Source organism: Brevundimonas sp. SL161 (genome assembly GCF_049896985.1).
GTDB lineage: Bacteria > Pseudomonadota > Alphaproteobacteria > Caulobacterales > Caulobacteraceae > Brevundimonas.
In genome coordinates, this window is record NZ_JAFCVJ010000005.1 from 86,641 (window position 1) to 111,898 (window position 25,258).

At 68.8% G+C, this 25,258-nt stretch carries 26 protein-coding genes, 1 tRNA gene and 1 pseudogene; 9 read left to right on the top strand and 19 right to left on the bottom strand.

The features are described 5' to 3' along the window. Window position 1: 1 nt before the first annotated feature. The 4 genes and pseudogenes from ACP7AU_RS06095 to ACP7AU_RS06110 all read right to left on the bottom strand — a co-directional run bounded on the left by ACP7AU_RS06095 (window position 2) and on the right by ACP7AU_RS06110 (window position 5,851). Window positions 2-1,666 carry an amidohydrolase gene (locus tag ACP7AU_RS06095; protein WP_426050839.1) on the bottom strand — a complete coding sequence of 555 codons (1,665 nt, stop codon included), beginning with the start codon at window positions 1,664-1,666 and terminating at the stop codon, window positions 2-4. Between the two features lie 496 nt (window positions 1,667-2,162). After that, on the bottom strand, window positions 2,163-4,133 hold the full coding sequence (locus ACP7AU_RS06100; protein WP_426038780.1) for a M1 family metallopeptidase: 1,971 nt from the start codon (window positions 4,131-4,133) through the stop codon (window positions 2,163-2,165). Window positions 4,134-4,213: 80 nt separating this feature from the next. Then, window positions 4,214-5,413: pseudogene (locus ACP7AU_RS06105) on the bottom strand (multidrug effflux MFS transporter); the annotation flags it as partial. Window positions 5,414-5,530: 117 nt separating this feature from the next. Further along, window positions 5,531-5,851 (bottom strand): hypothetical protein, encoded by a 321-nt coding sequence (locus ACP7AU_RS06110; protein ID WP_426050840.1) that lies wholly within the window; start codon window positions 5,849-5,851, stop codon window positions 5,531-5,533. Between the two features lie 131 nt (window positions 5,852-5,982). On the opposite strand from ACP7AU_RS06110, the gene ACP7AU_RS06115 reads away from it, so the two are divergent. After that, a complete protein-coding gene (locus ACP7AU_RS06115) occupies window positions 5,983-7,350 on the top strand; it encodes a DUF6880 family protein (protein WP_426050841.1) in 1,368 nt (455 codons plus the stop codon). A 5-nt stretch (window positions 7,351-7,355) separates the two neighbouring features. On the opposite strand, the gene ACP7AU_RS06120 is transcribed toward ACP7AU_RS06115, so the two are convergent. Continuing rightward, window positions 7,356-7,440: transfer RNA gene (locus ACP7AU_RS06120), tRNA-Leu, on the bottom strand. Between the two features lie 154 nt (window positions 7,441-7,594). Here ACP7AU_RS06120 and ACP7AU_RS06125 point away from each other — a divergent pair. Together ACP7AU_RS06125 and ACP7AU_RS06130 are read left to right on the top strand one after the other, a co-directional pair. Then, window positions 7,595-8,533: an ATP-grasp domain-containing protein gene (locus ACP7AU_RS06125; protein ID WP_426050842.1), complete on the top strand. Its 939-nt coding sequence runs from the start codon at window positions 7,595-7,597 to the stop codon at window positions 8,531-8,533. Then, the gene (locus ACP7AU_RS06130; protein WP_426050843.1) at window positions 8,530-9,573 is read left to right on the top strand and encodes an LLM class flavin-dependent oxidoreductase; all 1,044 of its coding nucleotides are present in this window, start codon (window positions 8,530-8,532) and stop codon (window positions 9,571-9,573) included. Before ACP7AU_RS06125 ends, ACP7AU_RS06130 begins: the two co-directional genes overlap by 4 nt. A 3-nt stretch (window positions 9,574-9,576) precedes the next feature. Here the strand turns inward: ACP7AU_RS06130 and ACP7AU_RS06135 are convergent, their stop codons facing one another. The 10 genes from ACP7AU_RS06135 to hppD all read right to left on the bottom strand — a co-directional run bounded on the left by ACP7AU_RS06135 (window position 9,577) and on the right by hppD (window position 16,901). After that, window positions 9,577-10,002, bottom strand: a complete 426-nt coding sequence (locus tag ACP7AU_RS06135; RefSeq protein ID WP_426050844.1) for a hypothetical protein — start codon at window positions 10,000-10,002, stop codon at window positions 9,577-9,579. Between the two features lie 10 nt (window positions 10,003-10,012). Then, on the bottom strand, window positions 10,013-10,372 hold the full coding sequence (locus ACP7AU_RS06140; protein WP_426050845.1) for a hypothetical protein: 360 nt from the start codon (window positions 10,370-10,372) through the stop codon (window positions 10,013-10,015). Between the two features lie 18 nt (window positions 10,373-10,390). Continuing rightward, on the bottom strand, window positions 10,391-11,092 hold the full coding sequence (locus ACP7AU_RS06145) for a hypothetical protein (RefSeq protein WP_426050846.1): 702 nt from the start codon (window positions 11,090-11,092) through the stop codon (window positions 10,391-10,393). Window positions 11,093-11,202: 110 nt separating this feature from the next. Continuing rightward, window positions 11,203-11,745 carry a CcdC protein domain-containing protein gene (locus ACP7AU_RS06150; protein WP_426050847.1) on the bottom strand — a complete coding sequence of 181 codons (543 nt, stop codon included), beginning with the start codon at window positions 11,743-11,745 and terminating at the stop codon, window positions 11,203-11,205. An 83-nt stretch (window positions 11,746-11,828) separates the two neighbouring features. Next, entirely contained in the window at window positions 11,829-12,836 is a 1,008-nt protein-coding gene (locus ACP7AU_RS06155; RefSeq protein ID WP_426038771.1) for a fumarylacetoacetate hydrolase family protein, read from the bottom strand. Between the two features lie 53 nt (window positions 12,837-12,889). Beyond that, a complete protein-coding gene (locus ACP7AU_RS06160; protein ID WP_426038770.1) occupies window positions 12,890-13,648 on the bottom strand; it encodes a hypothetical protein in 759 nt (252 codons plus the stop codon). A 114-nt stretch (window positions 13,649-13,762) separates the two neighbouring features. Continuing rightward, the gene (locus tag ACP7AU_RS06165; protein WP_426038769.1) at window positions 13,763-14,023 is read right to left on the bottom strand and encodes a hypothetical protein; all 261 of its coding nucleotides are present in this window, start codon (window positions 14,021-14,023) and stop codon (window positions 13,763-13,765) included. After that, window positions 14,023-14,388, bottom strand: coding sequence for a cupin domain-containing protein (locus ACP7AU_RS06170; RefSeq protein ID WP_426038768.1), 366 nt, complete (start codon window positions 14,386-14,388; stop codon window positions 14,023-14,025). Before ACP7AU_RS06170 ends, ACP7AU_RS06165 begins: the two co-directional genes overlap by 1 nt. Continuing rightward, the gene (locus ACP7AU_RS06175; protein WP_426038767.1) at window positions 14,385-15,437 is read right to left on the bottom strand and encodes an isoaspartyl peptidase/L-asparaginase family protein; all 1,053 of its coding nucleotides are present in this window, start codon (window positions 15,435-15,437) and stop codon (window positions 14,385-14,387) included. Before ACP7AU_RS06175 ends, ACP7AU_RS06170 begins: the two co-directional genes overlap by 4 nt. A 357-nt stretch (window positions 15,438-15,794) precedes the next feature. Continuing rightward, window positions 15,795-16,901 (bottom strand): 4-hydroxyphenylpyruvate dioxygenase, encoded by a 1,107-nt coding sequence (gene hppD, locus ACP7AU_RS06180; protein WP_426038766.1) that lies wholly within the window; start codon window positions 16,899-16,901, stop codon window positions 15,795-15,797. Window positions 16,902-17,102: 201 nt separating this feature from the next. Here hppD and ACP7AU_RS06185 point away from each other — a divergent pair, with 201 nt between their 5' ends. The 6 genes from ACP7AU_RS06185 to hisC all read left to right on the top strand — a co-directional run bounded on the left by ACP7AU_RS06185 (window position 17,103) and on the right by hisC (window position 22,230). Continuing rightward, complete coding sequence (locus tag ACP7AU_RS06185) at window positions 17,103-17,678, top strand: YqaA family protein (RefSeq protein WP_426050848.1); 576 nt, start codon at window positions 17,103-17,105, stop codon at window positions 17,676-17,678. A gap of 168 nt (window positions 17,679-17,846) precedes the next feature. After that, on the top strand, window positions 17,847-18,383 hold the full coding sequence (locus tag ACP7AU_RS06190; RefSeq protein WP_426038764.1) for a disulfide bond formation protein B: 537 nt from the start codon (window positions 17,847-17,849) through the stop codon (window positions 18,381-18,383). Then, entirely contained in the window at window positions 18,361-18,945 is a 585-nt protein-coding gene (locus ACP7AU_RS06195) for a demethoxyubiquinone hydroxylase family protein (RefSeq protein ID WP_426050849.1), read from the top strand. Before ACP7AU_RS06190 ends, ACP7AU_RS06195 begins: the two co-directional genes overlap by 23 nt. Window positions 18,946-19,346: 401 nt before the next feature. Then, complete coding sequence (locus ACP7AU_RS06200; protein ID WP_426050850.1) at window positions 19,347-20,396, top strand: DUF2125 domain-containing protein; 1,050 nt, start codon at window positions 19,347-19,349, stop codon at window positions 20,394-20,396. Next, the gene (locus tag ACP7AU_RS06205) at window positions 20,396-21,103 is read left to right on the top strand and encodes a hypothetical protein (protein WP_426050851.1); all 708 of its coding nucleotides are present in this window, start codon (window positions 20,396-20,398) and stop codon (window positions 21,101-21,103) included. Before ACP7AU_RS06200 ends, ACP7AU_RS06205 begins: the two co-directional genes overlap by 1 nt. Before the next feature lie 29 nt (window positions 21,104-21,132). Beyond that, window positions 21,133-22,230 carry a histidinol-phosphate transaminase gene (gene hisC, locus ACP7AU_RS06210; RefSeq protein WP_426050852.1) on the top strand — a complete coding sequence of 366 codons (1,098 nt, stop codon included), beginning with the start codon at window positions 21,133-21,135 and terminating at the stop codon, window positions 22,228-22,230. A 12-nt stretch (window positions 22,231-22,242) separates the two neighbouring features. Here hisC and ACP7AU_RS06215 read toward each other — a convergent pair whose 3' ends face one another. The 4 genes from ACP7AU_RS06215 to ACP7AU_RS06230 are packed head-to-tail and all read right to left on the bottom strand — an operon-like array spanning window position 22,243 to window position 25,240. Beyond that, on the bottom strand, window positions 22,243-22,968 hold the full coding sequence (locus ACP7AU_RS06215) for a lysophospholipid acyltransferase family protein (protein WP_426038759.1): 726 nt from the start codon (window positions 22,966-22,968) through the stop codon (window positions 22,243-22,245). Then, complete coding sequence (locus ACP7AU_RS06220; RefSeq protein WP_426038758.1) at window positions 22,965-23,591, bottom strand: YdcF family protein; 627 nt, start codon at window positions 23,589-23,591, stop codon at window positions 22,965-22,967. Before ACP7AU_RS06220 ends, ACP7AU_RS06215 begins: the two co-directional genes overlap by 4 nt. A 9-nt stretch (window positions 23,592-23,600) precedes the next feature. Next, on the bottom strand, window positions 23,601-24,533 hold the full coding sequence (locus tag ACP7AU_RS06225) for a cell division protein FtsX (RefSeq protein ID WP_426038757.1): 933 nt from the start codon (window positions 24,531-24,533) through the stop codon (window positions 23,601-23,603). Beyond that, window positions 24,530-25,240 (bottom strand): cell division ATP-binding protein FtsE, encoded by a 711-nt coding sequence (locus ACP7AU_RS06230; RefSeq protein ID WP_426050853.1) that lies wholly within the window; start codon window positions 25,238-25,240, stop codon window positions 24,530-24,532. The genes ACP7AU_RS06225 and ACP7AU_RS06230 overlap by 4 nt, the downstream gene beginning before the upstream one ends. Window positions 25,241-25,258 lie beyond the last annotated feature (18 nt).

Here is a 25,258-nt window from a genome sequence, read left to right on the forward strand (position 1 = left end):
TCTAGTCCGCCCGGTAGACCACCTCCCCGTCCACGATGGTCAGCACCGCGTGCCCTTTGGGGATGTCTGCCTCGGAGACGGTCATCAGGTCGATGTCGAAGGCGGTGAAGTCGGCGCGTTTGCCGACCTCGATGGTGCCCAGCTCGTTTTCGCGGAACGAGGCGAACGCCGGCCACAGGGTGAACATCTTCAGGGCCGTGGCGCGGTCCACGGCCTCGTTCGGGCGCCAGTCGGGCCCCTGGAAGCCTTCCAGATCGCGGCGGGCGACTGCGGCGTAGAATTCGATCAGTGGATCGCCGCGCTCGACCGGGGCGTCGGAGCCGCCGACCACGACGACGCCGAGATCCACCAGACTGTGCCAGGCATAGGCGCCGTCCAGGCGAGCGTCGCCGAGGCGGGCCGATGCGAAGTGGAAGTCGCCGATGGCGTGGCTGGGTTGCATCGAGGCGATGACGTGCAGGTCCCGGAACATCGGCTCGTCCCCGGGGCGCAGGATCTGGGAGTGCTCGACGCGCCAGCGGGGTTGGGCAAGGCCGCGTTCACCGGCGGGCACGGCGGCCATGGCGTCGCGGTACCAGGTCAGGACCTCGGTATTGCCCCGGTCGCCGATGGCGTGGGTGGCGACCTGGATGCCGCTGCGCAGCGCGTTCTCGTAGAGCGGGGCCATTTCCTCGCGCGTCGTCTGCATCAGGCCCGACGTGTGGGGGGCGTCGCTGTAGGGTTCATGCAGGGCGGCGCCGCGCGAGCCGAGAGCGCCGTCGACATAGTATTTGATGGCGCGGGTGATGATCCGTCCGTCGGCGACGCTGCGGGGCCCCGAGGCGATCAGGGCGGCGCCGCCGTCAGGGGTGACCGAGTTGTAGACTCGCAACGGCGCCTCCCCGGCCTCGGCCATCTGCTCCAGCAGGGGGATGTCGGACCAGGGCGCGCTCATGAAATGGATCCCGGTCCAGCCGTAGCGGGCCTCGACCCGGAAGCCGGCGCGATAGGCGTTCCGCTTCGCCTCGGGATCGGCCTGGGGCATCAGGGGCGCGAGCAGGGACATGGCGGCGTCGACGATGAAGCCGGTCGGTTGTCCATCGGCGCCCTTGGCGATCTCTCCGCCCGAGGGGGCGACCGTCGAGGCATCGATCCGGGCGGCGGCGAGAGCGGGCGAGGAGGCGGTGATGGCGTGGCCGTCGGCGCGCTCCAGCAGAACGACGCGGCCGGGTGCGGCGGCGTCGAGGTCGGCGGCGGTCAGGAAGCGGGCGCCGTTGGCACTTTCGGGCCAGCGGGTCTCGATCCAGCCGCGACCGATGATCGGACCGTCGGGGTGGGCCTCGGCCCAGGCGGTCAGCCTGGCCATGGCGTCGACGACGGAGGACGAGCCCTCGAGGTTCAGCGTCAGCTCGCGCCAGCCGATGCCGTCGAGGTGGGCATGGCCGTCGGTGAAGCCCGGGAACAGGGTCGCGCCGTCAAGATCGATGACGGTCAGACCCTCGGTCGAGGGTGCATCGGCGGCGGCCCCGACCCAGGCGATGCGGCCGTCGCGGGCGATCACGACCTCGGCCGTCGGGGCGGCGTCATTGCCGGTGTGGATGGTTCCGCCCCGGATGAGCAGGTCCTGGGCCTGTGCGGGGAGGGCGAGGGCGGCGAGGGCGGCGGCGGTCAGGAACGAACGGAACATGGGGTCACCGGGCTGGCGGAAATCGGACGGCGGAGTTGCGGGGATCGCGCGGCGAAGGTCAAGGTTTGGTCGAGCGGAGATCGGCCCGGTCTCCAAAACACCGTCCGAAGCGTCCGAAGCGTGCGGGGAAGACGTCCAGACTCAGGAAATTGGAGTCCAGATAGTCCGTAGAGTCTACTCGGCTGGGGGGCGTGATGGCGATGTCAAAGACCGCGACCAGTGTCTCACGGTTTTCGGGAGCGGTTGGGATAAGGCCTCTGAATAATTCCGACCGTTGATTTCAAAGGCGGATTCGGCCGATCCGTTGATGGGTATGGGGTGCCGAACCTTCTCCCTCTGGGAGAGGGCTTGAGGCTCGCAGAGCGAAGCGATGCGCCAGCCGAAAGGGTGAGGGTCGTCCCTCACCGGTTTGCATCCGACCCTCACCCTTTCGCGCAAGTCCGATCGCCTGACGGCTCCCGGGCGCTCAAGCCCTCCCCCACCGGGAGAGGGAAGATTAACCTGCGACCGGAGACGGAACGCCCACCACCCCGTCCACCGATCCTGTGGTGACCGGGTGATAGCCCGGCCGCGCCGTCGCATAGACGCGCGTCGCGATGGGACGGCCCCAGTCGCCCTGGCCCCACAGCGAGGTGTAGAGCGGCAGGACGAATTTTCGGCGGCCCTGCGAGGTCAGGAAGCGTTCCAGCGTCGGCACGGCCGGCTGGTAGCGATGGGCGACGGCGATCTGGAGCCACTGGAACAGGACCTCGGCATTGCCCTCGGCGCGCAGGTTGAGGGTGGTCTCGAGGTCGGCGAGCTGGGCGCTGGTCAGCCACGGGCGCGTGGCGGCGGCGCCTTCAGGACGCCAGGCGAGGAAATGCTGGCGTTCCTGCGTCGACCAGCCGGACCAGGGGATGGCCGAGGCCGGGCCCTTGTCGGCGAAGAAGGCGTCGGCGGCCGTGTCCACGGCGGTCAGGGCGGTCGAGACCGGCGCCTGGGCATTCGACGGCAGGCCCGGCTGATAGACCCAGTTGTCGAGCTGCAGCTCGCGCTCCAGCGCGGAATCGCCACGCACCAGGTTGGCGCGAATATCGATCAGGAAGCCGCCGGCGGTCATGGGCCTGAAGGCGTTGCGTTCAAAATAACCCTTCAGCCAGGCGTCGAAGCGCTCACGGCCGACGATCCGCTCGATCGTGCGCAGGAAGGCGGCGCCTTTCTCATAGGGGATGTCGTTCAGACCGTCGTCGGGATCGCGACCGTCGAGGTCGACGTGCAGGCGGGTATCGAGCGGGGCCATGTCGGCCAGCGACGACTGCAGGTCGTTCCAGCCCAGGACCTGGAGCATCAGGGCGCGGTCGCGGCCGTAGACCGCCTCCATGATGCGGTTCTCGAAATAGGTGGTCGTGCCCTCGTTGAGCCAGATGTCGGCCCAGGTGGCGTTGGTGACGAGGTTGCCGGACCAGGAGTGGGCCAGTTCGTGGGCGACCAGCGAGACCAGCGACTTGTCGCCGGCGACGACGGTCGGGGTGGCGAAGGTGAGGCGCGGGTTCTCCATCCCGCCGAACGGGAAGGACGGCGGCAGGATCAGCAGGTCGTAGCGGCCCCAGCGGTAAGGACCGTAGAGGGCCTCGGCGGCGTCGACCAGTTGGCCCATTTCGGAGAATTCGGCCTTGGCGGCGTCGAGACGGCCGGGCTCGGTCCAGACGCCGACGCGGGCGCCTTCGGACGCAAACTTCAGGTCGCCGACCGCCAGGGCGATCAGATAGGGCGGGACCGGGTTGGTCATGCGGAAGCGGTAGCTGTGCATCTTGCCGCCGGGGCCCTCGGCGGCGCGCTCGCCGTCGGGGGTCAGCATCTCGGCGGACATGACCGCGGTCAGGGCCTCGGGGACGGTGATCTTCGCCGAATAGGTCTGGCGGATGCCGGGGCTGTCCTGGGTCGGGACCCAAGTACGGGTCAGGATGGCCTGGCCCTGGCTGAACAGGAAGGGTTGCTGGCCGCCGGCCGTCTGGGCCGGGGTCAGCCACTGGAGGGCCGCGGCGTCGGGGCGGGTGGAATAGGTCACCACGATCTTCTCCACCTTGCCGGGCTCGAAGGCGGGGACGGTGACCGTCAGGGCCTGGCCCTTGATCGGATCCTCGGCGCCGAGGGCGAACTGAAGCGCATTGCCCTTGTCGTCGGCGACGGAGCGGATCTCGAGGTTCTTGATGTCGAGGATGATCTGGGTCGCGCCGGGCTCGCCCGTGACGTCGAGCGTCGCCGTGCCCGACAGGGTCTTTGTGGCGAAGTCGGCGGTCAGGTCGAGATCGACGTGTCTGACCCGCGCGATCTGGGGCTGGGCCCAGGAGTGGACGTCCCGCTCATAGGTCACCGGCGCCGTGGCCGAGGCGGGCAGGGGCGGCATGTCGGACTTCGTGTCGCCCTGACCGCAGGCGGCGAGCAGGGCGAGGGTGGAAGCCATCACGGCGAGGCGGGCGCGGGACATCAAGGCGTACTCCGAAACGTTTCGGCGCGGAGGGAGCCCTGAAAGCGTGGCGAGATCAAGGGGGCGTCGCGCCCCGCGGCCTACTCGGCGGCGACCGGGACCGGATTGCGGGCCACGAACAGCCTGCCGCGTTCGGCCAGCAGAACGAAGCCCAGGGCGGCGATCCCGCAGGCGGTGATGCCCAGGGTCATGGGCACGACCGTGCCGTTGAACGACTGGCCGATGGCGAAGCCGATCAGCGAGCCGATGATGGTCGAGATGAAGCCCTGGGCCGAGGAGGCGGTGCCGGCGATATGGCCCATCGGCTCCATCGCCATGGCGCCGAAGTTGCCGGCCAGAAGGCCGAAGCAGAACATGGTGCAGGCCTGCAGGATGCCGAAGGTCCAGATGGTCTCGTGGCCGCTGAGCGTGACCATCAGGTGGAGGGCGCCGAAGGTGATGAAGCCCAGGAGCGCCGTGTGGCCGATCATGCGCGAGCCCAGCTTCTCGACCAGTTTCGCGTTGACGACGGAGGCGATGGCGATGCCGCCGGCGATCAGGGCGAAGACGGTGGTGAACAGGGCCGGGGCCTCGAACACGTCGAAGAAGATCTGCTGCGACGAGTTGATGAAGGCGAACAGGGCGCCCGTGATCGCCGTCATGGCCAGGGTGTAGCCGATGGAGACGCGGTTGGTGACGGCCTCCCTGAACGCCAGGACGATGCGTTTCGCCTCGATCGGAAGGCGATCCCGGGGGTGAAGCGTCTCGGGCAGGCGCAGGCCGGCCCAGATCATCAGGGCGACGCCTGCGAAGGCGAGAACGCCGAAGATCGCCTCCCACGGCGCGACCAGAAGGATGGCCTGACCGAGGGAGGGGGCGATGACGGGGACGCCGAGGAAGACGAGGAAGCTGAGGCTCATCACCCGCGCCATTGTCCGGCCCGTGAAGCGGTCACGTACGATGGAGACGGCCAGAACGCGGGTCGCGGCCGAGCCGAGACCCTGACCGACGCGGGCCAGGATCAGGGTCTCGAACGTCGGGGCCAGCATGGCGACCAGGCTGAAGACGACATAGATGCCGACGCCGATCATCAGGATCGGCTTCCGGCCGAACCGGTCGGCGAGCGGGCCGTAGACGATCTGCATGCCGCCGAAGCCGAGCAGATAGGCGGTGATGACCCACTGGCGGCTGTTGTCGGAGGCAACGCCCAAGGCATCGCCGATATCCGGCAGGGCCGGCAGCATGGAGTCGATGGCCAGGGCATTGAGCGCCATCATCAGGGCGATCATGCAGACGAACTCCTGGCGATTTCGTCCGTGGTTGAGGTCATCATGTCCAGATGCGTGTTGGGTCGCCGCCCCGCAACCGGCCAGCCTGTAACTTTTCGCAACTGCGAGATGACGGTTGCGACGCAGGGACTAGGGCATGAACTGGATGGTGCGGGCGAACGTGTGATCGACCGCGGACCGGTCGGTCGTCGCATCCGCCATCAGGGCGATGGCGGCGTCACCGAAGCCCATGCCGGGATGGGTCTCTTCCAGAACGGCGCATTCACCGACGCGGCCGTCGGCGAAGGCCGTGCATTCGAGGGTCACCGCAACGCTCTGGAGCAGCGGCGCCGGAGCGGATTCGAGCGCCGTCATCGACGCGGGTTCGACGGTGAGCGCCGCGCGGGTGAGGGTGGGCCGGCCCAGCGAGGGGTCGGCGAACAGGGCGAGGGCGAGGGTCAGAGCAATCATGGGACGGGCCTTTGGACTGCCGGATTAATGATCGGCGGACCGGAGCGTTCCCGCTGCGCGGCAGACGACATCGGACCTATCGCTGATGTGACCCGTTCGGCACACTGTGTGATCCTGACGGAAGGCGATCCATGGCGAAGAGACCGGCGACGGCGAAGAAGACCCTGTCGGCGGCGAACCTGAAGGCGCTCGGGGACGCGCGTCTGGCCGATCTGCTGATGGAGATGGCGGGCGAGGACGCGGGCTGGAAGCGGCGGCTGCGCATGGAGCTGGCGGCCGAGGTCGGGGCGGCCGATCTGGCGCTGGAGATCGACAAGCGGCTGAACACCCTGGCGGGCAGCCGGACCCGGGTGTCGTGGCGGAAGCGGCCGGAGTTGCTGGCCGACCTGACGACCGTCCGCCGGATCATTGTGGACAGGCTGGCGGCCATGGATGCGCGGCTGGGGCTGGACCGTCTGGTGGCCTGGTTCGACCTCTATCCGGGGCTGGCCGCGCGGGTGAAGGATCCAAAGGGCGAGCTGGCCCTGCTGTTCGACGGGTCATCGACGGAACTGGCCGCGACGGCCTCGCTGGCGGGGGCGGAGGTGGCGGCGCCGATCCTGATCGAGGCGCTGAATACGCGACTGTCGGAATGGGGAAGCTGGATCGGGCGCGGGGCGGCGGGGCTGAGCAGGCCCCTGGCGCGGGCGTTGCTGCTCGGGATCACCCAGGGGAGGCCCAGGCCCACTGGGCGGCTGGCGCTGGTGGTGAGGAAGCTGGCGGACCGGGCGGGCGACCTGGACGCCTGGGTCTCCTCGCTGCCGGAGGAGGATCGGGTCAAGCCGGAGATCGGCGCCGAGATCGCGCGACGGCTGGCCGAGGCCGGGCGTTCGGTCGAGGCCCGGGCGGCGCTGGAGGCGTCGCGGCCGAGGTTGGTCGAGGCGTCACGCTCGGGCCGGCGCGAACCGGAACCGCCGCCGCCTCCGCCGGAAAACTGGCTGACCGCCGAGATCGCCGTGCTGGAAACCGAGGGCGATGCGAAGGGCGCCAGCGATGCGCGCTGGATGCTGTTCGAACGGACCCTGGCCGAGGCGCCGCTGCGGGCCGAGATCGCCAAACTGTCCGACTTCGAGGACGTCGTCGCCCTGGACCGCGCCTTCGCCCACGCCGCCGCCTACCCTGACGCGACGGCGGGCCTGAGGTTCCTGATGACCTGGCCGGCGCTGCGCGAGGCGGGAGAGATGGTCGTGGCGCGGGCCGGCGACCTGCGCGGCTCGGCCGATGAGGTTCCGCTGTGGGCGTCGCGGCTGGAGGGACGGCATCCGGCGGCGGCCCTGGCGTTGATCCGGGCGCGAGCCGTGGCCCTGGCCCGCCTCGCGCTTGGCAGCGGTGGCGAGGAGATCGACCATCTGGTCCAGCAGGCCGCAGCGCTGGCGGCCCAGACCGGCGACGACGGGCAGGACGGGTTTCTGCTGGCTCTGGAGGAGGCGGCGCGGCCGGTAAGGCGCGGCTGGCGCTGAGAATGTGGTGCCCCGGGCCGGGGTCGAACCGGCACTCCTTTCGGAACCGGATTTTGAGTCCGGCGCGTCTACCAGTTCCACCACCGGGGCCCGCAGGGTTGCTGTAGAGCGAGGGAAGGCCTCGCGCTACAGCAGCCCTGCCATTTTTTGTGGGCTACTGCTCGCGACGCGGTCGCTCGCTGCTTGAGCCAGATTCTCAGCTGCGCCCCTTGCGTTCCATCATGGTGTAACGCACATCCCCGCCATGACCGAGCCTCTCCCCGACCTCGCCATCGTCTATGAGCATCCCGAATGGTTCGAGCCGCTGTTCGCGGCCCTGAACCGGCACGGGGTCAGCCATGTGAAGGTCCCGCTGGGCGACAGCACCTTCGATCCGGCCGGGTCGCCGGCGCCGGCGACGGTGGTGTTCTCAAGGGTGGCGATGTCGTCCTTCCTGCGCGAGCCGGAGCATCCGATCTTCTACGCCCAGAGCCTGTTCGAGCACTGGCAGGGACAGGGGACGCGGGTGGTCAACGCCTCGGCCCTGAACATCGACACCTCCAAGGCGCGGCAGATGTCCCTGATCGCCCGTCTGGGCCTGAAGGGGCCGGCGACGCGGGTGGCGCACCGGCAGGCGGACATTCCGGGGGCGGCCGAGGGGCTGCGCTATCCGGTGCTGGTCAAGGCCGATATCGGCGGGGCCGGGGCCGGCATCACCCGCTATGAGACGCCTGAGGCGCTGGCCGAGGCGGCCGGTGAAAAATGGTGCCCGGTAGGGGTCAACGGCATCTCCCTGATCCAGGAATATGCGCCGCGCCAGGACGGCAAGATCACCCGCGTCGAGACGCTGAACGGCAAGTATCTTTACGCCATCGATATCGAGAGCCCGGGCGACGCCTTTGATCTGTGCCCCGCCGACGCCTGTCTGGTGCGGCCGGGCGCGCCGACCCTGACCATGACGAAGACGACGCCGCCGCCGGAGATCATCGAGGCGGTCGAGCGGCTGGCCGTCGCGGGCCAACTGGAGATCGGGGGCGTCGAATATCTGATCGACGACCGGGACGGGTCGGTCCTGTTTTACGACATCAACGGACTATCGAACTTCGTGGCCAGACCGGTCGAGGTGCTGGGCTTCGACCCGCACGACGATCTGGTCGACTGGCTCAAGGGTATTGTGGCGGAAGAAAAGGCGAAGCGCGCATGAGGTATGGATACTGGGCCCCCGTCTTCGGCGGCTGGCTGCGCAACGTCGCCGATGAGCGGGAGGCGTCGTGGGAGAATGCGTCGCGGCTGGTCAAGCGGTCCGAGGCCCTGGGCTATGACCTGACCCTGATCGCCGAGCTCAACCTGAACGACATCAAGGGGATCGAGGCGCCGGCGCTGGACGCCTGGTCCACGGCGGCGGCGCTGGCGGCGGTGACCGAGACGATCGAGCTGATGGTCGCGGTGCGTCCGAACTTCCACCAGCCGGCCCTGTTCGCGAAACAGGCGGCCAATATCGACCGGATCTCGAACGGACGTCTGGCCCTGAACGTCGTCTCGTCGTGGTGGGCCAAGGAGGCGGAGAGCTACGGCCTGCAGTTCGACCAGCACGACGATCGCTATGGCCGGACGGCGGAGTGGCTGACCGTGCTGTCGCGCCTGTGGACCGAGAAGCGCGTCGACTTCGAGGGTAAATACTACACGCTGCAGGACGCGATCGTGGAGCCGAAGCCGACCTCCACCCCCGAACGGCCACGCCCGGTCATTTATGCCGGCGGGGAATCCGAGGCGGCCAAGACGCTGATCGCGAAACACTGCGACGCCTATGTCATGCACGGCGACGAGCCCGAGCATATCGCGGCGAAGATCGCCGACATGCGCGAACGGCGCGAGAGTTTCGGCCTGCCGCCGATGTCGTACGGCATGGCCGCTTATGCCATCGTGCGCGACACCCAGGTCGAGGCCGAACGCGAGCTGGAGCGGATCACGACCATTCCCGGTCTGGCGGACGGCACGCCCCCGGCGGGCTTCGCCAACTTCGACCAGTGGCTGTCGGGGACCGAGCTGGAGCGGGAGCTGAAGATCCGCGAATACAGCGTCTCCAACCGGGGTCTGCGCCCCGGCTTCGTGGGGACGCCTGAGACCGTCCGTGGACGGATGGAAGAGTTCGAGGCCGCCGGTCTGGACCTCGTGCTGCTGCAGATGTCGCCGCAGGAGGAAGAGATGGAGCGGTTCTCGGCCCAGGTGATCCGGCCGAACTGAGCGTCAGCGGGAACGCAGACGGCTCGGGATGGGCGGCAGGTCGAGGCCGAGGCCGTAGCGGACGTAGAATGAGACCCGGCGGTCCTCCATCGCCCCCGTCTCACCGTCCTTCATCTCGACGCGTCCGGTCCGGTGCGCGCCCAGCACGGCCGCGCGGCCGAAGCCGCCGCCTTCCGGAAACTCGCTCTCGACGCGGCACTGGCGGAGCGCCCCGCTGCTCGCGACCCCGCAGATCAGGGCCGTGACGCCCGTTTTGGAATCAGTCCGCGCGGGGAAGCTCGGCGTCGGCCTGTCACGCCACTGGAGCCCGGCGAGGTTCTCGCGGTCGGGCGCAGCGGTGCTGTCCTCCGGCATTTCGCGACCGCAGGCCTCGAAGACGCGTCCGATCGCCGAGGGCGAGGCTGGCAGGTCGACAGCGATCCGTCGCACCCGCTCGCCGTCAGGAACCCCGAGGGCGAAGCGGCCGCCGCGATCGAAGATCGCGCGCGACGTGGGCCGGCCATAGGGCGAAGGCGGACTGATTTCGACCGCCGCTGACCCAGAGGCTGTCGTCGTCGGTTCGCTCGCCCATCTGGTAGTCGAAGGTCTGGATCCCTTCGCGCGTCGGTAGACCGGAGACGACCACGCTCAGCGTCTCGCCCAGACAGCGGACGGCGACGCCGAAACTGTCGAAAGTGACGGCGGCGATGGTCAGATCCCGATCGGCGTCGTGGCCGAAGTCCCAGTCCTCGCCGTCCTGGGTTGAGGCGGGGGCGGCGAGCAGTAGCGCCAGTGCGCCGGCGATGACGGCTCTGGGCATGCAGGTTCCGATCACCGGCTATCGCATTCGAAAGACGTTGCGGAAGGCGATCATGCGGGGCGCGTACTGGCCCGGCGTTTCGCCCGGGCTGACGATGCGGGCGTTGTCGATCGCGGCGAGGGCGGCGCGTCCGAAGGCGCCGTCGACCGGGAACTCGGATTCGACGACGCATTGTTCCAGCCCGCCGTCGGGCTGGACCACGCAGGACAGTATGGCCGAGCCCTCGGCGTAGTTGGTTCGGGGATAACGCGGACGAGGCTCGCGCGCCCAGGTCACGCCGCGCGGCAGGCCGTCCTCCTCGATCTCGGGCAGAAGTTCGTCGCGCGGATCGACCGTAGGCCGGTCACAGGCGGTCAGGGTCTCATCGATGGCGGTCGGAGAGGCAGGCAGCTCGAGATCGTGGCGAAGGTTGCGACCGTCGCCCGCGCCGTTGGGGATGAGGATGCTGACGCGCCCCCCCCCCCGGACTTCCCGCGCCAGAGGGGCGGGATAGTCGGCCACGGCCACCGTGAGATCGGTGGTCACGTTCCAGATGGTCTCGTGGGGCTCGTCGTCGCCGATGCCGATCCGCGGCACACGGGTCCGGGCGCCGCGGGACGCCGCAGGCAGGCCGGCGATCACCGCGCCATAGACCCCGTCGACGCACCGGAAGGCCACGGTCAGACCGGAGTCCATCGGCATGAAGGCCATTACCGACTTCTGGTCCGGCCGGCGGACCATTTCCCAGTCGGTGGTCGCGTCCTAGGCCAGGGCGGACCCGGCGCCGGCGAGGGCGATCAGGGAGGCAAGGGCTTTTAGACGCATACGCTCACTCTCGACTGGGGAACGGATCAGGCGGCAGGGGCGGCCGCGACGTGGCTGTCGGTTCCGCCGGCGAGGACGCGACGGGCGCGGATGAACATCTCGATCCGCTGGACCACGATCATGCCGACGACGAAGACCAGGAAGGCGTCGGCGATGGCCAACGCATTCAAATGCCAGGCGGCAGCGTGGGGTTCCAGCACCGACCGCAGGGTGCTGCGGCCGAGGAAAAGGCCGATGATCAGGATGATGCCGAGAGGCGAGGCCTGGGCCTTCAGCGTGCCGTCGGGGTGGCGCTGGATGGTGGTCATCTTGCCGCGCCACCAGCCCGCCGCGCAGCCGAGGAGGAAGCCGAGGGCGAGCATGGCCCAGGCGGTCACGTCAAACGGCGTGTGATCAGCACCCGGCTCCATACTGGTGCCCCAGAGGGCCAGACCCATCAGGGGAACGATGATCGCAGGGGTGACCCACATCCATTTCGGTCGCAGCGTCCGAGGCGCGCGGTTCCTGAGCAGGATAAGCGGCACCATGATCACGAGCGTGATGAGCGGTGCGTACTGTTGCGGCGTCATGGCCGGGCTCTCCGTGACGGCACGTCGCCGTGTAGGTCAGATAAGCACGTTCAGCGTGTGCCGGGAAGCGGTCAAGGATCGCGTCAGACGGGTTGCACGACCTGTTCGATGGCCCCGAAGATCGAGCGGCGCCCGTCGTCGAGCATCTCGATGCGAACGGTGTCGCCGTGCTTCAGGAAAGGGGTCACGGCCGCGCCGCCGGTGATGGTTTCGACGGTGCGGATCTCGGCGATGCAGGAATAGCCCTGGCCGCCCTGATCGACCGGCTTGCCCGGGCCGCCGTCGGCGCCCTTGTTCGACACGGTGCCCGAGCCGATGATCGTGCCCGCGCCCAGGCTGCGGGTTTTCGCGAGGTGGGCGATCAGGACGCCGAAGTCGAAGGTCATGTCGACGCCCGCGTCGGCGGCGCCGAAGTCCTTGCCGTTCAACTGGACTGACAGGGCGCCGGACAGCTTGCCGTCCTTCCAGCGATCGCCGAGGGCCGCGGGGGTGACGAAGACGGGCGACAGGGTCGAGGCCGGCTTGGACTGGACGAAGCCGAACCCCTTGCCGAGCTCGCCGGGGATCAGGTTGCGCAGGGAGACGTCATTGACGAGGCCGACGAGGCGGATACAGCCGCGCGCCTCCTCCGGCGTCACGCCCTGCGGCACGTCGCCGGTGACGACGACGATCTCGGCCTCCAGGTCGCAGCCCCAGCTTTCGTCGGCGAGCAGGATCGGGTCGCGGGCGCCCATGAAGTGGTCGGAGCCGCCCTGGTACATCAGGGGGTCGGTCCAGAAGCTGGCGGGCATCTCGGCGCCGCGCGCCTTACGCACCAGTTCGACGTGGTTCACATAGGCCGAACCGTCCGCCCACTGATAGGCGCGGGGCAGGGGGGCGGCGGCGTCGCGTTCGTGGAAGCGTCCGCGCGGCACGGCCTCGTGATCGAGGCTCTCGGCCAGGGCGCGGAGCCTGGGCTCGCAACGCTCCCAGTCGTCGAGCGCCGCCTGCAGGCTGGGCGCGATCAGGAAGGCGTCGGTGAACCAGGCGAGGTCCGAGGAGACGACCACGAGGCGACCGTCACGGCCGTGCTTGAGCGAGGCGAGTTTCATGAGTTCAGGCTAGGCGTTTTCGGCTCGCCTGCAAACCATCAGGCGCCGCAAGATCAGCGGGAGAACGCTCGTCTCGCCTCACGGAGTTCGCGGATTCGCGCCGTACCGTCGGACCAGTGATCGTGGAATTTGCGCACGGCCCGGCTGAGAGCATCGATCTGTTCGGGCCCGGTCATGTGGCGGGTCCCGTCCGGATGGGCGTCGTCAACGTGGCTTCCGTGATTCGTATTGTCGTGGCCGCCGCCCGGATGATGATGGCCCGCCTCGCCGCAACCTCCAGCCCCGGCGACGGGCAGGCCGCCGACGTAGACCTGATTGATCGTCACCGACGCGGGCTTGCAGGTGCAGTTCCGGGGCGTGGCGCAGGTGCAGCCATGCGAGTTTCTGTCGTCGTGGTCGGCGCTGTGGCCCGCGCCATGGGCGTCCGGGGCCGCCGTGACCTCGCCGGCCAGTGCGTTCTCGAGCGCTTCGAACCGGCCAGCGATACCGCCGGCCAGGTCCAGCACGGGGCCGAGGCGCTCGCGGATGACGGCCTTCAGCGCTTCCGCACGAGACTTGAGGTCGTTGCTGGAGGCGCCCATGGCGGCGTTGGACGCCTTCAGGATGGCCTTGTGTATGTCAGCCGGGGCCTTGTCGGCATCCCGGTCCCCCGACTGTTCCAGATGCCACCGGCCGAGGAAGAACATGCCCGCCGCGACGGCCAGCAGGAGCAGAAAGAGGATCAGGGCCAGCAGTGGCGACAGGCCCAGGAACAGGGGCTCGTCCACGCGGGAATAGACGCCCTCGGCCGCTTCGAAATCCGATGGATACATGCCCATTTCCCGCAATCGCCGAACGCCGTGCGATCATGGCGCAGGGGCGAACGCCTGACCACGGAAAAGGTTAACGGCGGACTGTGAAGGTTGTGGGTGTCGCCGCTCAGCGTCTCAGGGGGCGTGCAGGATGGCGCGGGCTTCTACGCCCTCGCGGGCGGCGGCGGCGGCGTCGCGGACCTCGACCTCGACAATGATCGCGCCCTCGGGATCCAGCGCCCAGAGGTAGCGGCGCTCTATCTCGACCGTGCGGCCGGATGGGGCGAAGCCTTCGAAACTGTCGCCCCAGGGGGTGATCCGCTTGAGTTCGGGCCAGGTCATGGCGCAGGCGGCGTTGAGCTCCTCCTGCGCCATGACCGTCAGTTCGTCCGACATCAGGCCATGACTCCGCCGGGCGCGGTGAACCCGGACACGGGCGCGTCGCCGGTGTTCACGACTTCGGACGGTTCGAAGATCAGGACCTCCGCCTCCTCGTCCGCGCCGGTACGGTGTTCGACGCCCTTGGGCACGACGATGAACTGACCGGGATCGAGGGTGACGATGCGGTCGCGGAACTCGACCCGGAACCGGCCCTTCCAGACCAGGAACATCTCCTCGGCCTCGGCATGGGTGTGCCAGGGGAAGATGCCCTGGACCTTGACCAGCCGCAGGTCCTGACCGTTCAGCTGGGCCGCGATCCGGGGCCGCCAGTGGTCGGAGAAGCCCGCGAACTTTTCGACGAGGTCGACGGCTGAGGTCACGGGCGCGGCTCGTCGCCGTAGATGGCGACCGCGGCGGGGGCGTCGGCGCGGATGGAGCCGCGGTACATGCCGGTGGTGGTCATGGCGAAAGCCGGGCGGCCTTGCGCGTCCATGACGATGACCCCGCCGGATCCGCCCAGCGACAGGGCGTCGTCGACCTCGGCCTGGGCTGCGACCTGACCGGTCGCGCCGTCGGCGATGCGGGAACAGATGTCGCGCGCCACCGAGGCGCGGATGTAGAATTCGCCGTCGCCGGTCGCCGAGACCGCGCAGCCGTCGCGGTTGGAGGCGTAGGTGCCGGCCCCGATCACCGGCACGTCGCCGACCCGGCCCCAGCGCTTGCCGGTCGTGCCGCCGGTCGATGTGCCGGCCGCGAGGCGGCCCTGACTGTCGAGAGCGACGGCGCCGACGGTGCCGAACTTGCGCTCGTTCAGGGGCGGGGCAGGCTCCAGCGAGGCCATGCCGGCGGGCGGGGCGCCGGCGGGCCGTTCGGGGATCGGCAGGTTGTTGTCAGTCAAGAATTTCAGAAGCCCCTGCCAGCGGCGCTCGGTGAAGAAGAAGGACGGGTCGACCTGCTCCAACCCCTGCGAGGCCGCGAAGGCATCGGCGCCCGAGCCGATCAGCATGACGTGGGGGCTCTGCTCCATGACCGCGCGGGCGGCGGCGATCGGGTGGCGGGTGGTGGTCAGGCCCGCTACGGCGCCGGCTGTCAGGTCCGAGCCGTTCATCACAGCGGCGTCCAGTTCGTTGCGGCCGGCGGCGGTGAAGACCGCGCCGCGCCCGGCGTTGAACAGGGGATCGTCCTCCATGAGCTGGATCGCGGCCTCGACAGCGTCGAGCGCCTCGCCGCCGTTGCGAAGGACCTCGGCCCCGGCCTCCAGCGCCCGCGTGAGGGCGGCGCGATAGGCGGCGTCCTGTTCCGGCGACAGGTTCGCGCGCTCGATGACGCCCGCTCCGCCATGGATGGCGAAGGACCACTGGGGGCGGTCCTGCGCGGCGGCGGGAGAGGCGAGAGCCAAGGCGGCGATGAGGGCGGGCAGGAGTTTCATGGGACACACCATATCAATCTGTCTCCTCCCTGTCGCCTTAGGCAATGGGGAGGTGGCTCGAAGCGAAGCGGAGAGACCGAGAGGTTCTGGACGGTGGCGAAAACCCCTCCGTCGGCTCGCATAGAGGCTCGCTGCCACCTCCCCATCGCTTCGCGACAGGGAGGAGACACCAGTCAGGGCTCACGCTTGTGATGCGACCATTTCCAGACGCGATAGGCCAGGATCGGAGCGAAGCCGCCGATCAGGGCGCCGGCCAGGACGGGCCAGAAGCCCATCTGGAGCCACTGTCCGATCAGGCCGCCGACCACGGCCGCGACGAGCGGGCCGAGGAACGGCAGCCAGGAGGGAGGCGCGATCTTAATTGGCGTCGACCTTGATGACCCCGCGACGGATCTGGTCCAGCTCGATGGAATCGAACAGGGCCTGGAAATTGCCGTTGCCGAAGCCCTCGTTGCCCTTGCGCTGGATGATCTCGAAGAAGATCGGCCCGAAGGTGTCCTGGGTGAAGATCTGGAGCAACAGGCCCTCCTCGTCCGAGCCGTCGATCAGGATGCGGTTCTTGCGCATGCGTTCGACGTCATGACCGTGGTTGGGCAGGCGTTTATCGATCAGTTCGAAATAGGTCTCGATCGTGTCCTGGAACACCACGCCGCGCTCACGCATGGTTTCCACGGTGGCGAAGATGTCGTCGGTGGCCAGGGCGATGTGCTGGATGCCCTCGCCGTTATAGCGACGCAGGTATTCCTCGATCTGCGAGTTGTCGTCCTGGCTCTCGTTCAGGGGGATGCGGATCGCGCGGTCGGGCGCGATCATCGCCTGGGAGAAGAGGCCCGTCGCCTTGCCCTTGATGTCGAAATATTTCTGCTCCTCGAAGGCGAAGATGTCGCCGTAGAAGCCGGACCACGTCCGCATCTGGCCGCGCTTCACATTGTGGGTCAGGTGATCCAGCAGGTGCAGGCCGACGTTGTTCTTGCGCTCGGCCTCCTCCCAGCCCTCGATCTCGTCCCAGCTGTCGTAGAGGGAGCCGGTCTCGCCATAGGCGTCGATGATGTAGAGCAGGCTCCCGCCGATGCCGCGCAGCGCATAGGCGCCCTCGCCCAGCGCCCCGCCGCCATGCATGTCGGCCGGATGGGCGCCGCGCGCCACGGCCTCGTCATAGGCCTTCTTGGCATCGTTGACCCGGAAGGCCATGCCGTTGGCCGAGGGGCCGTGGTCGCGCGCGAATTCGCCGGCGTGACCATCGGGCCTCGTATGGACGAGGAAGGTGATGTCGCCCTGCTTCATGCGCACGACGCCATTCTTCGGATTCACATGCGTCTGGACGAAGCCCATCACCTCGATCTGTTTGATCATGGCCTGGGGATCGGGGCCGGTGAACTCGACGAATTCAAAGCCGTCGACGCCCAGCGGGTTCTCGTAGGCGGGAATGGTGGCGTCAGCCGTGCGTGCGGTCAGGTCGTCCATGGGGCGTCTCCTGCAATGTTGCGGGACCGGAGCATGCTTTTTGAGGGCGGGGCCGGTCGATTGGCGCGGAACCTAGTGGTGCCGGGACGACAAGCCAAGTCGGGTATGATCACGATGGAAAGACCGACGCTGCGGCGCCGAGGCGGATGGACCGGCGATCCCGTTCGTTGCTAGGGCTGGAGACGATCTCCGGGGACGCTCATGCTGCGCAAACTCTACGACTGGGTCTTCGAACAGGCGCGCAAGCCCTATGCCGAGAAGACCATGGCGATGGTGTCCTTCGCCGAGGCGTCGTTCTTCCCCATCCCGCCGGACGTGATGCTGGCGCCGATGATCCTGTCGCGGCCGGATCGGGCCTATCGCTATGCGGCGGTCTGTTCGATCGCATCGCTGCTGGGCGGGCTGCTGGGCTATGCGATCGGCGTCTTCCTGGAGCCGGTGGCCGTGCGGCTGCTCGAGTTCTTCGGCCACGGCATGGACATGAGCGTCTATCAGTCATGGTTCGCGTCGAACGGCTTCCTCGTCATCCTCGGCAAGGGGCTGACGCCGATCCCGTTCAAGCTGGTGACCATCGCCGCCGGCATGGCCCATTTCCATCTGGGTCTGTTCATCCTGGCCGTGGCGATCACGCGATCGGGCCGGTTCTTCCTCGAGGCCTGGATTCTCAAGACCTGGGGACCGTCCATGCTGGCGATCGTCGAGAAGCGGCTGGTCCTGTCGTTCGTGATCGCCCTTGTCTTGCTGGTCGGCGGATTCCTTGCGCTGAAGCTTCTGTGATCCTTCCCCATCGGGGGAGGGGGACCATGCAGTGGTGGAGGAGGCCGACTCCAGTCGCCGAGTGTGGCGTTAGCCCCCTCCGTCACGTCGCGAAGGCGCGCTGCGCCACCTCCCCCGATGGGGAGGATTGGATCGACGGACGCTCAGGGTCGGTCTAAGAACGAAATCATGAGAAGCGCCTATCGTCTCCTGACCCGTTGGTGGACCGCCTTCGCCCTGGCGATTTCGCTGGCGATGCTAGGCGCAGCCCATGCGTTCGAGCGGTTCGCCGGCCTCAGCCCCTGCAACCTCTGCCTCAAACAGCGCGAGGTGTTCTGGGGCGCGGTGGCCATCTCACTCGTGGCCACGCTCTGGGCCCTCATCAGTCAGTCGCGCCGGGGCACGCCGCGCATCGCCGCCTTCCTGCTGTTCGCCGTCTTTGCCACCGGCGCGATCACCGCCGGCTTTCATGCCGGGGGTGAGCTGAAGTGGTGGGACCTGCCGGCGCTTTGCGCCGGCGGCGGCGCGGGCGCGGACCTGGAAGGCCTGACCTCGCTGGCGCTGGGCACCGGTCCGGCCGTTCGGATCGCCCTGTGCGACGCGGTGACGTGGAGCTTCCTCGGCCTGTCCATGGCAGGATGGAATGCCCTGATCTCCGCTGCGCTTGCAGGGATCAGCCTGCTCGCCGCCAAGAGACCCAAGGATGCCAGAGCCCCTCGCAACTGAACCCCGCCGCACGCCTTTGCCCCGTCCGGGGCGGGGAGCGATGCGCGCTCGGATGGCCCAGATCCTGCGCGTCGATCACGCCGGGGAGTTTGGGGCCGTGAAGATCTACGAGGCGCAAGCGCGGATCTTCGGGGGCGTGCGCGGCAAGGCGACGATTACTGCCGACATGGTCGAGATGCAGGCCGGCGAAGCGGTGCACAAGGCGCGCTTCGATGCCTTGTTGACACGACACGGCGTGCGGCCGACGGCCATACTGCCGCTATGGTCCCTGGCGGCGACCGGGCTGGGGGCTGTAACAGCCCTGATGGGCGAGAAGGCGGCGCATGCCTGCACCGAGGCGGTGGAGAGCGTGATCGAGCAACACTACGCCGATCAGATCGCCGAGCTGGCGGACCGCGAGCCGGAACTGGCGGCGGAGCTGACGAAATTCCGCGACGAGGAGCTGGAACACCACGACCACGCGGTTGCGCATGGCAGCCGGGAGGCACCGGGGTATCGGTTGCTCAGCGCCGTGATCAAGGCGGGATGCCGGGTGGCGATCAAGGTGTCGGAGCGGGTCTAGCCTGCCTTCTCCGGTTGCGGGAGCAGGAAGCGGTCACAGCTCGAACGTCACCACCCCACGCTTCGCCGACCGCTCGTGCGGCCCACGACGGTCGCGGATGACCGCCTGGATAGAATCGATCCGTCGACGCTGATGCAGCGACTGGGTCTCCATGGCGGTCTGCCTTCGCTGATCGGATCAGAACGGCCGCACCACGATGACGATGACGATGCCGTTCTGTGAGCGGCGCGGCAGCTTGCCGCCGAATTGTTCCAGCCCCATATCCGCCCGTCTTAACGCCTATTGCTCAGGCAGACGTTCCGGACTCTACAGACTATCCAGACTCCGTTTCGGGGAGTCCGGTTGTCCCGACCTCCTGGACTATTCGGACTTCATTTCCCGTTTGCTCGCCAAAGGCCACGATGACCGACGCTCCGCCGATCCGCCACAAACGCTCCGGTCTGTTCGCGCCGATCGGCCTGTTCCTGATCGTGCTGATCGCTTGGTCCATCTGGTGGTTCGTCCTGGCCGGTCAGGTCCGCAACCAGCTGGACCAGCGGGTCGAGGCGATGCGCGCCGGCGGATGGGATGTGACCTATACTGCGCTGGGAACCTCGGGCTGGCCGTTCCGCGTCCGGCTGGGCGCCGGGAACGTCTCCATCACCGCGCCGTCGGGCCTGGCCGTCGCCGCGCCTGAATTGGCCGCCGAGGCCAACGCGTGGAATCCCGACAAATGGGTGCTCGTCGTCGGCGAAGGCCTGGTCCTGACCCGCCCGGGCAAGGGCAAGGTCGCCGTACGTGGCCAGTTCATCCGCGCCAGCGTCCACGGCCTGACCCAGCGCTGGCCCAATGTCGCCATCGAGTTGGCGAAGCCGGAATTCACCTCGCATGAGGGGGCCGAGGTCTTCCCCATCTCCCGCGCGGAGAAGGCCGAACTCTATCTGCGGCCACATCTGGCGCCCGCCGGTTCCCCCGGCGTCGACACCAGTATTGACGTCCTGTTCCGCCTGATCGACGCGGAGGGTCGCCCCGGCGGCCCGGTCGAGGGCATGGCCCGCAACGGCAAGCTGACCGCGCAGATCGAGACGGTCATCGAAGACGCCGACCGCCTCCAGGGCGCGGATGCGGCCGGGGTCTTCGCCGCCTGGACCCGTGCGGGTGGACGCTTCACCGCCGTGCGTGGCGAACTGTCGGCGGGCGAGAGCCGCGCCACCCTGTCCAGCGAGGTCCTGTCCGCCAATGCCGACGGCCGTCTGCAGGGCGTGGTCTCACTCCAGGCGGTCAAGCCGATGGCCGCCATCGCCGGGCTGGCGCGTTCGGGATCTGACTCTGTCAATCGCGTGGGCGCGGCCGGGGCCGCCGCGGCCACCGCCGTGCGGGGCGACGACGACATGGCGCTGGAGCTGACCTTCCGCGACGGCCGCACCTTCCTCGGACCCTTCGCCATCGTCCCGGCGCCCAAGCTGTTCTGATGGCGAGAAAGCACGGAGCCCTGCTGGAGGAGCCCAAGGTCGATGCCGACCGGCTGGTGCTCGATCAGGCCCTGATCGAGGCCCTGACCGACCGGCTGGCTGCCGGGCCCGACCCCTCGCCCGATGCATCCACCCTCGCGCTGCGCGCCCTGCTGGCCGAGGCCTACGATCCTCATCAAGCCGCCATGCTACGCGCCCTCTGGGGGCGGATCGAGACCCGCACCGGTCCGGCCATGGTCGTCGCCGGCGCCGCCGCCCAACTGCTGGCCGCCGACCGGTTCGGACTGTCGGCCCAGGCGGTCGCCGACCCCGAGGCCGCCCTGGCCCGGGCCGCGTCCGGCGCCCGCGCCCTGATCGACCTCGCGACCGGCCATCCCTGGTGGGGCAAGCTGCTGGCCCGGCCAGGGTTGCGGGTCATCGCCGCCCTGCCTGACGACCGCCACGGCCTCCCTTCGACGCTCATGATCGCCGCCGCGCCAACCGGCCCGACCGGCGCGGACCGCACCTTCTGGGTGACCGATTCCGCCCTGTCCGACGGACGAATCATCGAGGCGCTGGCCGCTTGCGGCTTCGTCGGCAAACCGCTTGCCTCCGTCAGCGGCTTGAAGCTGTTCATGTTGGCGGGCTATGTGCAGGCCGAAGACGGGCGGCTGCACCATGCGCCCGGTTCGCTGTCCGGCATAATCGGCTCAGCTCCTCTGTTCTGACGTCTCCCCGAGTTCCGAAAGACCGCCTCATGACCGAGATCAACGCGCCCGCGCCCAAGCCGGGCATCCTCGACATCGCCCCCTATGTCGGCGGCAAGTCGTCGATCGTCGGCATCGCCGAGCCGATCAAGCTGTCGTCGAACGAGAACGCCCTGGGCGCAGGGTCGAAGGCGCGCGAAGCCTATGAGGCCGCGATCAAGAACATCCACATCTACCCCGACGGCCGCGCCACCAAGCTGCGCACGGCGGTCGCCGAACACCACGGTCTGGAGCCCGAGCGGCTGATCTTCGGCAACGGGTCTGACGAGGTCTTCGCCCTGCTGAACCAGGCCTATCTGACGCCGGGCGACAATATCGTCACCGGCCAGTACGGCTTCCTCGCCTACCGGATCAGCGCCCTTGGCTGCGAGGCCCAGGTCAAGCTGGCGCCGGAACCGGGCTACAAGGCCGAGGTCGACGCGCTGCTGGCCGAGGTCGATGAACGGACCAGGATCGTCTACGTCTCCAACCCCTCGAACCCGACCGGCAGCTACAATTCGGGCGAGGAAATCCGCCGCCTGCACGAGGCCCTGCCGCCACACATCGTGCTGGTCATTGACGAGGCCTATGCCGAGTTCGTCACGGAGGCCGACTGGGAGACCGCCTTCCCGCTGGCCCGCGAGGCGGCCAACGTGGTCGTCACCCGCACTTTCTCCAAGATCCACGGCCTCGGCGGACTGCGCGTCGGCTTCGGCTACGCGCCGATTGGCGTGGCCGAGGCGGTGGACCGCATCCGCCTGCCGTTCAACGTGTCCATCCCCGGCATCGAGGCGGCGACCGCCGCCCTTGGCGACGAGGCGCACCAGAAAGCGTCGCGCGAGATGGTCCAGACCTGGCGCCCGCGCCTGACCCAGGCCATCCGCGGCTTCGGTTTCGAGGTCCTGCCGAGCGCCGGCAACTTCGTCCTGATCCTTTTCAAGGACGAGAAGCGCAACGCGGCGGCCGCCAGCGACTACCTGAACTCCAGGGGCATCATCGTTCGCCCGGTCGGGGGCTACGGCATCCACGACGGCCTGCGCATCACCGTCGGCACGGAAGACCAGAACCGCGCCGTCATCGACGCCCTGAGCGAGTTCGCAGCGAGCTGATCGACCTTGCGGCTAGAGGCGGGGCGCCACCGCGCTTTGGGACAGCAGGGCTTTCGAGGCCGACTCGATTCGCCCCTCCAGTTCCGCCATGAAGGGCGCGCGCTTCAGTCCGGCGGGGATGGGCTCGAGGAATTCGAAGGTGGCCACGCCCTGCGGAATGGACCCTTCCGCCGGCCACCAGACGCCGGAGTCTGTCGCGACCGGAATGCAGGAGACCTCCAGATCGCGGTAGAGGGCGGCGATCCCGGGCTTGTACTCGGGCACGGCGCCCACTTCGGCTCGGGTGCCTTCGGGAAAGATGATGACCTGACGGCCCTCGGCGATCCGCTCGCGGGCCTGACGCACCATGTCCTTCAGCGCCTTGGCGTGGCCGTCGCGATCCACGGCGATCATTCTGGTCTTCACGCCGAACCAGCCGAGGAAGGGCATGTGCGTCAGTTCCTTCTTCAGCACGAAACAGGGGTCCGGCAGGACCGCGATCAGGGCGACGAAATCCAGCAGCCCCTGATGCTTGGACGCGACAAGGGCGCCGCCGGTCGGCAGATGCTCACGGCCCAGGGTCTGAACCTTCACGCCCGCAATCCAGCGGTAACCCCAAAGAGCCGTCCGGGCCCAGATATGGACCACGCCCATCGCCTGGCGGTGACCCATCAGCAGAGCTGGCGACAGGCCTACGGCGACGGCGGCCATCGACAGGTAGAACCAGACAACGAACAGGAATGTGCGGAGGCTCTTCACGCGGGCGCCGCTTCCTTCTCGGCCGTCGGCCGCTCGTCGTGGCCGGTGACCTTGTGCAAGGTCTCCCGACCGAGGACGGCGAGGTATTTGACGTATTCCAGCGTCATCCGTCTCGCCGTGACGGCCGCCCGCCACCAGCGCGAGTTGTCCAGCGACGGCGTCGAGACGGCGTAGGGCGTCAGCTCCAGATCCGGCGCTGCGCTACGCAGTTCCAGAATGGAACGGGGCATATGATAGTCCGAGGTGACCACGATCAGGCTGTCATAACCCCTGGCGCGGGCCCAGGCGGCGATCTCCTGGGCGTTGCCATTCGTGGTCTCGGCCTCGAAGCCCAGGTCGACGCAGCAGTTGAACAGGCGGTTGGACCCCGGCGTCAGTTCACGCAGTTCCTTGCGGCGGACCTCGCGGTTGACGCCTGAGATCAGGACCCGCTCGCCTTTGTCCTGTTCCAGCAGGCGGATGGCGGCGTTGACCCGCTCGGCGGAAGGGCCGGTCAGGGCGACGATGCCGTCGGCGCGCGCGGGCTCCGGTGCGGGCGTGAAGCCGCGCACCCGGTCGGCGAAGGCGAAAAGCCCCACCAGCCAGATCAGGGCCACGATCCCGACAAGCGCCAGAAACTTCATGCTTAATCTCTAGCCGCCGACCTGGGACGCGCCAAGTCTCGCCATCGCCCGTCCGGCGCCAAGTCGCGCCGCGACAAGCGCCACCGTAGCGGCGACCAGCGGGCAAGGCGAGAGCATCAGGATATCGGCCCAGGCGACGGGCAGGGCGGGGGTCAGGCCTTTGGATCCGCCGAGCGCCCGCAGGAGGGCGAGCAGGGCGATGGCTGTCGCCGTTCCCGCCGCGCCGGCGACCAGGGCCAGCAGGGCGTAGCGGCGCTGGAACAACCAGGCGATGGCGGCGTCGGTGGCGCCGGAGAGGCTCAGGGTCTCGATCACCGATCGGCGCGCCTGGATGCCGGCGCGGACGGCGTAGATGATTGCCGCCCCCGCCGCGAAGGCCGTGGTCAGGAAGGCGGCGAGCGCCAGGACGGTGATCAGGGTCGCCGACCGTTCGACCTCGCCGCGCCACAGGCTGTGGTCGTCGACGGTGGCGTCCAGCCCCGCCTCGGCCAGGGCGCGGCCCAGGGTCAGGGCGCTGGCGGGCGCGCTGCGGTCCAGGCGGACGGTGACCAGAAAGGGCAGGGGCAGGTCGGCCAGCACGGCCTCGCCCATCCACGGACGCAGCAGGGCCTCGGCGGTCGCGCGGTCCATGGCGGCGGCCTCGGCCACGCCGTTGACGCCGGCCAGGGTCTCGGCGGCCCGGGCGGCTGCGGTGGCGCCGCTCTCACCGACACGCGGACGGACCTGGACCGTGGCTTCGGCCCGCAGTTCACGGGCCCATCCGTGCGCCGCCCGGTCCGCGGCGACCGCACCGACGGCGGCGAGGCAGGCGAGGAAGCAGAGGACGGCGATGACCGCGGCCAGCCAGCGCTCCCCGGCCGCGTCGCGCGGCAGGAGACCGCTCTCGGGCCGGACCGGTCGGGCTCGCGGGCCGGAGCCGAACAGGGTGGACCAGCGGATCACGTCGCGACCCCCGAGATGCGGCCGTCGCGCAACTGCAACCGGCGCGCGCCCGACCGCCTGGCCAGATCTTCGTCATGGCTGGCGATCAGGACGGTGGCGCCCAGGGTATTGAGCGCCTGGAACAGTTTCAGCAGCCGATCGGCCATGGCCGGGTCGACGCTGCCGGTCGGTTCGTCGGCCAGGATCAGGTCCGGTTTGGCCATGACGGCGCGGGCGATGGCGAGGCGCTGTTTCTCGCCGCCGGACAGGGCGGTCGGCAGGGCGTCGGCGCGATCGCCCAGCCCGACCCAGGCCAGCATCTCCTCGACGTCGGCGGCGTAGTCTCTGCGTTTGCCGCCACGCACCCGCAGCGACAGGGCGGCGTTGTCGAAGACGCTGAGGTGATCCAGCAGACGGAAGTCCTGGAACACGACCCCCATGCGCCGACGCCAGGCGGGTCGGTCGCGGGCGGTGATCCCTGTGACGTCTTCTCCGAACAGGGCAATGCGGCCTTCCGCGGGCCGGTCGGCGAGGGTCAGAAGACGCAGCAGCGAAGACTTTCCCGCTCCTGACGCCCCGGTAAGGAAGTGGAAAGAGCCACGCGGCAGGATGAGGTTAACGTCCCGCAGCACGCCGGGCGATTCGGCATAGCCGAAACCGACCGCCGACAGGCGGACGGTTTCGGGCGAAGGCGCGGATTCGGCGGCGCGACGGGGCGACTGAGGCATCGATTGTTTTCGTTAGGA

What these genes read in the sequence shown, in the direction of transcription:
- ACP7AU_RS06095 (WP_426050839.1), bottom strand. Translation starts at nt 1,666, where the DNA reads ATGTTCCGTTCGTTCCTGACCGCCGCCGCCCTCGCCGCCCTCGCCCTC.
- ACP7AU_RS06100 (WP_426038780.1), bottom strand. Translation starts at nt 4,133, where the DNA reads ATGTCCCGCGCCCGCCTCGCCGTGATGGCTTCCACCCTCGCCCTGCTC.
- ACP7AU_RS06110 (WP_426050840.1), bottom strand. Translation starts at nt 5,851, where the DNA reads ATGATTGCTCTGACCCTCGCCCTCGCCCTGTTCGCCGACCCCTCGCTG.
- ACP7AU_RS06115 (WP_426050841.1), top strand. Translation starts at nt 5,983, where the DNA reads ATGGCGAAGAGACCGGCGACGGCGAAGAAGACCCTGTCGGCGGCGAAC.
- ACP7AU_RS06125 (WP_426050842.1), top strand. Translation starts at nt 7,595, where the DNA reads ATGACCGAGCCTCTCCCCGACCTCGCCATCGTCTATGAGCATCCCGAA.
- ACP7AU_RS06130 (WP_426050843.1), top strand. Translation starts at nt 8,530, where the DNA reads ATGAGGTATGGATACTGGGCCCCCGTCTTCGGCGGCTGGCTGCGCAAC.
- ACP7AU_RS06140 (WP_426050845.1), bottom strand. Translation starts at nt 10,372, where the DNA reads ATGCCCAGAGCCGTCATCGCCGGCGCACTGGCGCTACTGCTCGCCGCC.
- ACP7AU_RS06145 (WP_426050846.1), bottom strand. Translation starts at nt 11,092, where the DNA reads ATGGTCCGCCGGCCGGACCAGAAGTCGGTAATGGCCTTCATGCCGATG.
- ACP7AU_RS06150 (WP_426050847.1), bottom strand. Translation starts at nt 11,745, where the DNA reads ATGACGCCGCAACAGTACGCACCGCTCATCACGCTCGTGATCATGGTG.
- ACP7AU_RS06155 (WP_426038771.1), bottom strand. Translation starts at nt 12,836, where the DNA reads ATGAAACTCGCCTCGCTCAAGCACGGCCGTGACGGTCGCCTCGTGGTC.
- ACP7AU_RS06160 (WP_426038770.1), bottom strand. Translation starts at nt 13,648, where the DNA reads ATGTATCCATCGGATTTCGAAGCGGCCGAGGGCGTCTATTCCCGCGTG.
- ACP7AU_RS06165 (WP_426038769.1), bottom strand. Translation starts at nt 14,023, where the DNA reads ATGTCGGACGAACTGACGGTCATGGCGCAGGAGGAGCTCAACGCCGCC.
- ACP7AU_RS06175 (WP_426038767.1), bottom strand. Translation starts at nt 15,437, where the DNA reads ATGAAACTCCTGCCCGCCCTCATCGCCGCCTTGGCTCTCGCCTCTCCC.
- hppD (WP_426038766.1), bottom strand. Translation starts at nt 16,901, where the DNA reads ATGGACGACCTGACCGCACGCACGGCTGACGCCACCATTCCCGCCTAC.
- ACP7AU_RS06185 (WP_426050848.1), top strand. Translation starts at nt 17,103, where the DNA reads ATGCTGCGCAAACTCTACGACTGGGTCTTCGAACAGGCGCGCAAGCCC.
- ACP7AU_RS06190 (WP_426038764.1), top strand. Translation starts at nt 17,847, where the DNA reads ATGAGAAGCGCCTATCGTCTCCTGACCCGTTGGTGGACCGCCTTCGCC.
- ACP7AU_RS06195 (WP_426050849.1), top strand. Translation starts at nt 18,361, where the DNA reads ATGCCAGAGCCCCTCGCAACTGAACCCCGCCGCACGCCTTTGCCCCGT.
- ACP7AU_RS06200 (WP_426050850.1), top strand. Translation starts at nt 19,347, where the DNA reads ATGACCGACGCTCCGCCGATCCGCCACAAACGCTCCGGTCTGTTCGCG.
- ACP7AU_RS06205 (WP_426050851.1), top strand. Translation starts at nt 20,396, where the DNA reads ATGGCGAGAAAGCACGGAGCCCTGCTGGAGGAGCCCAAGGTCGATGCC.
- hisC (WP_426050852.1), top strand. Translation starts at nt 21,133, where the DNA reads ATGACCGAGATCAACGCGCCCGCGCCCAAGCCGGGCATCCTCGACATC.
- ACP7AU_RS06220 (WP_426038758.1), bottom strand. Translation starts at nt 23,591, where the DNA reads ATGAAGTTTCTGGCGCTTGTCGGGATCGTGGCCCTGATCTGGCTGGTG.
- ACP7AU_RS06230 (WP_426050853.1), bottom strand. Translation starts at nt 25,240, where the DNA reads ATGCCTCAGTCGCCCCGTCGCGCCGCCGAATCCGCGCCTTCGCCCGAA.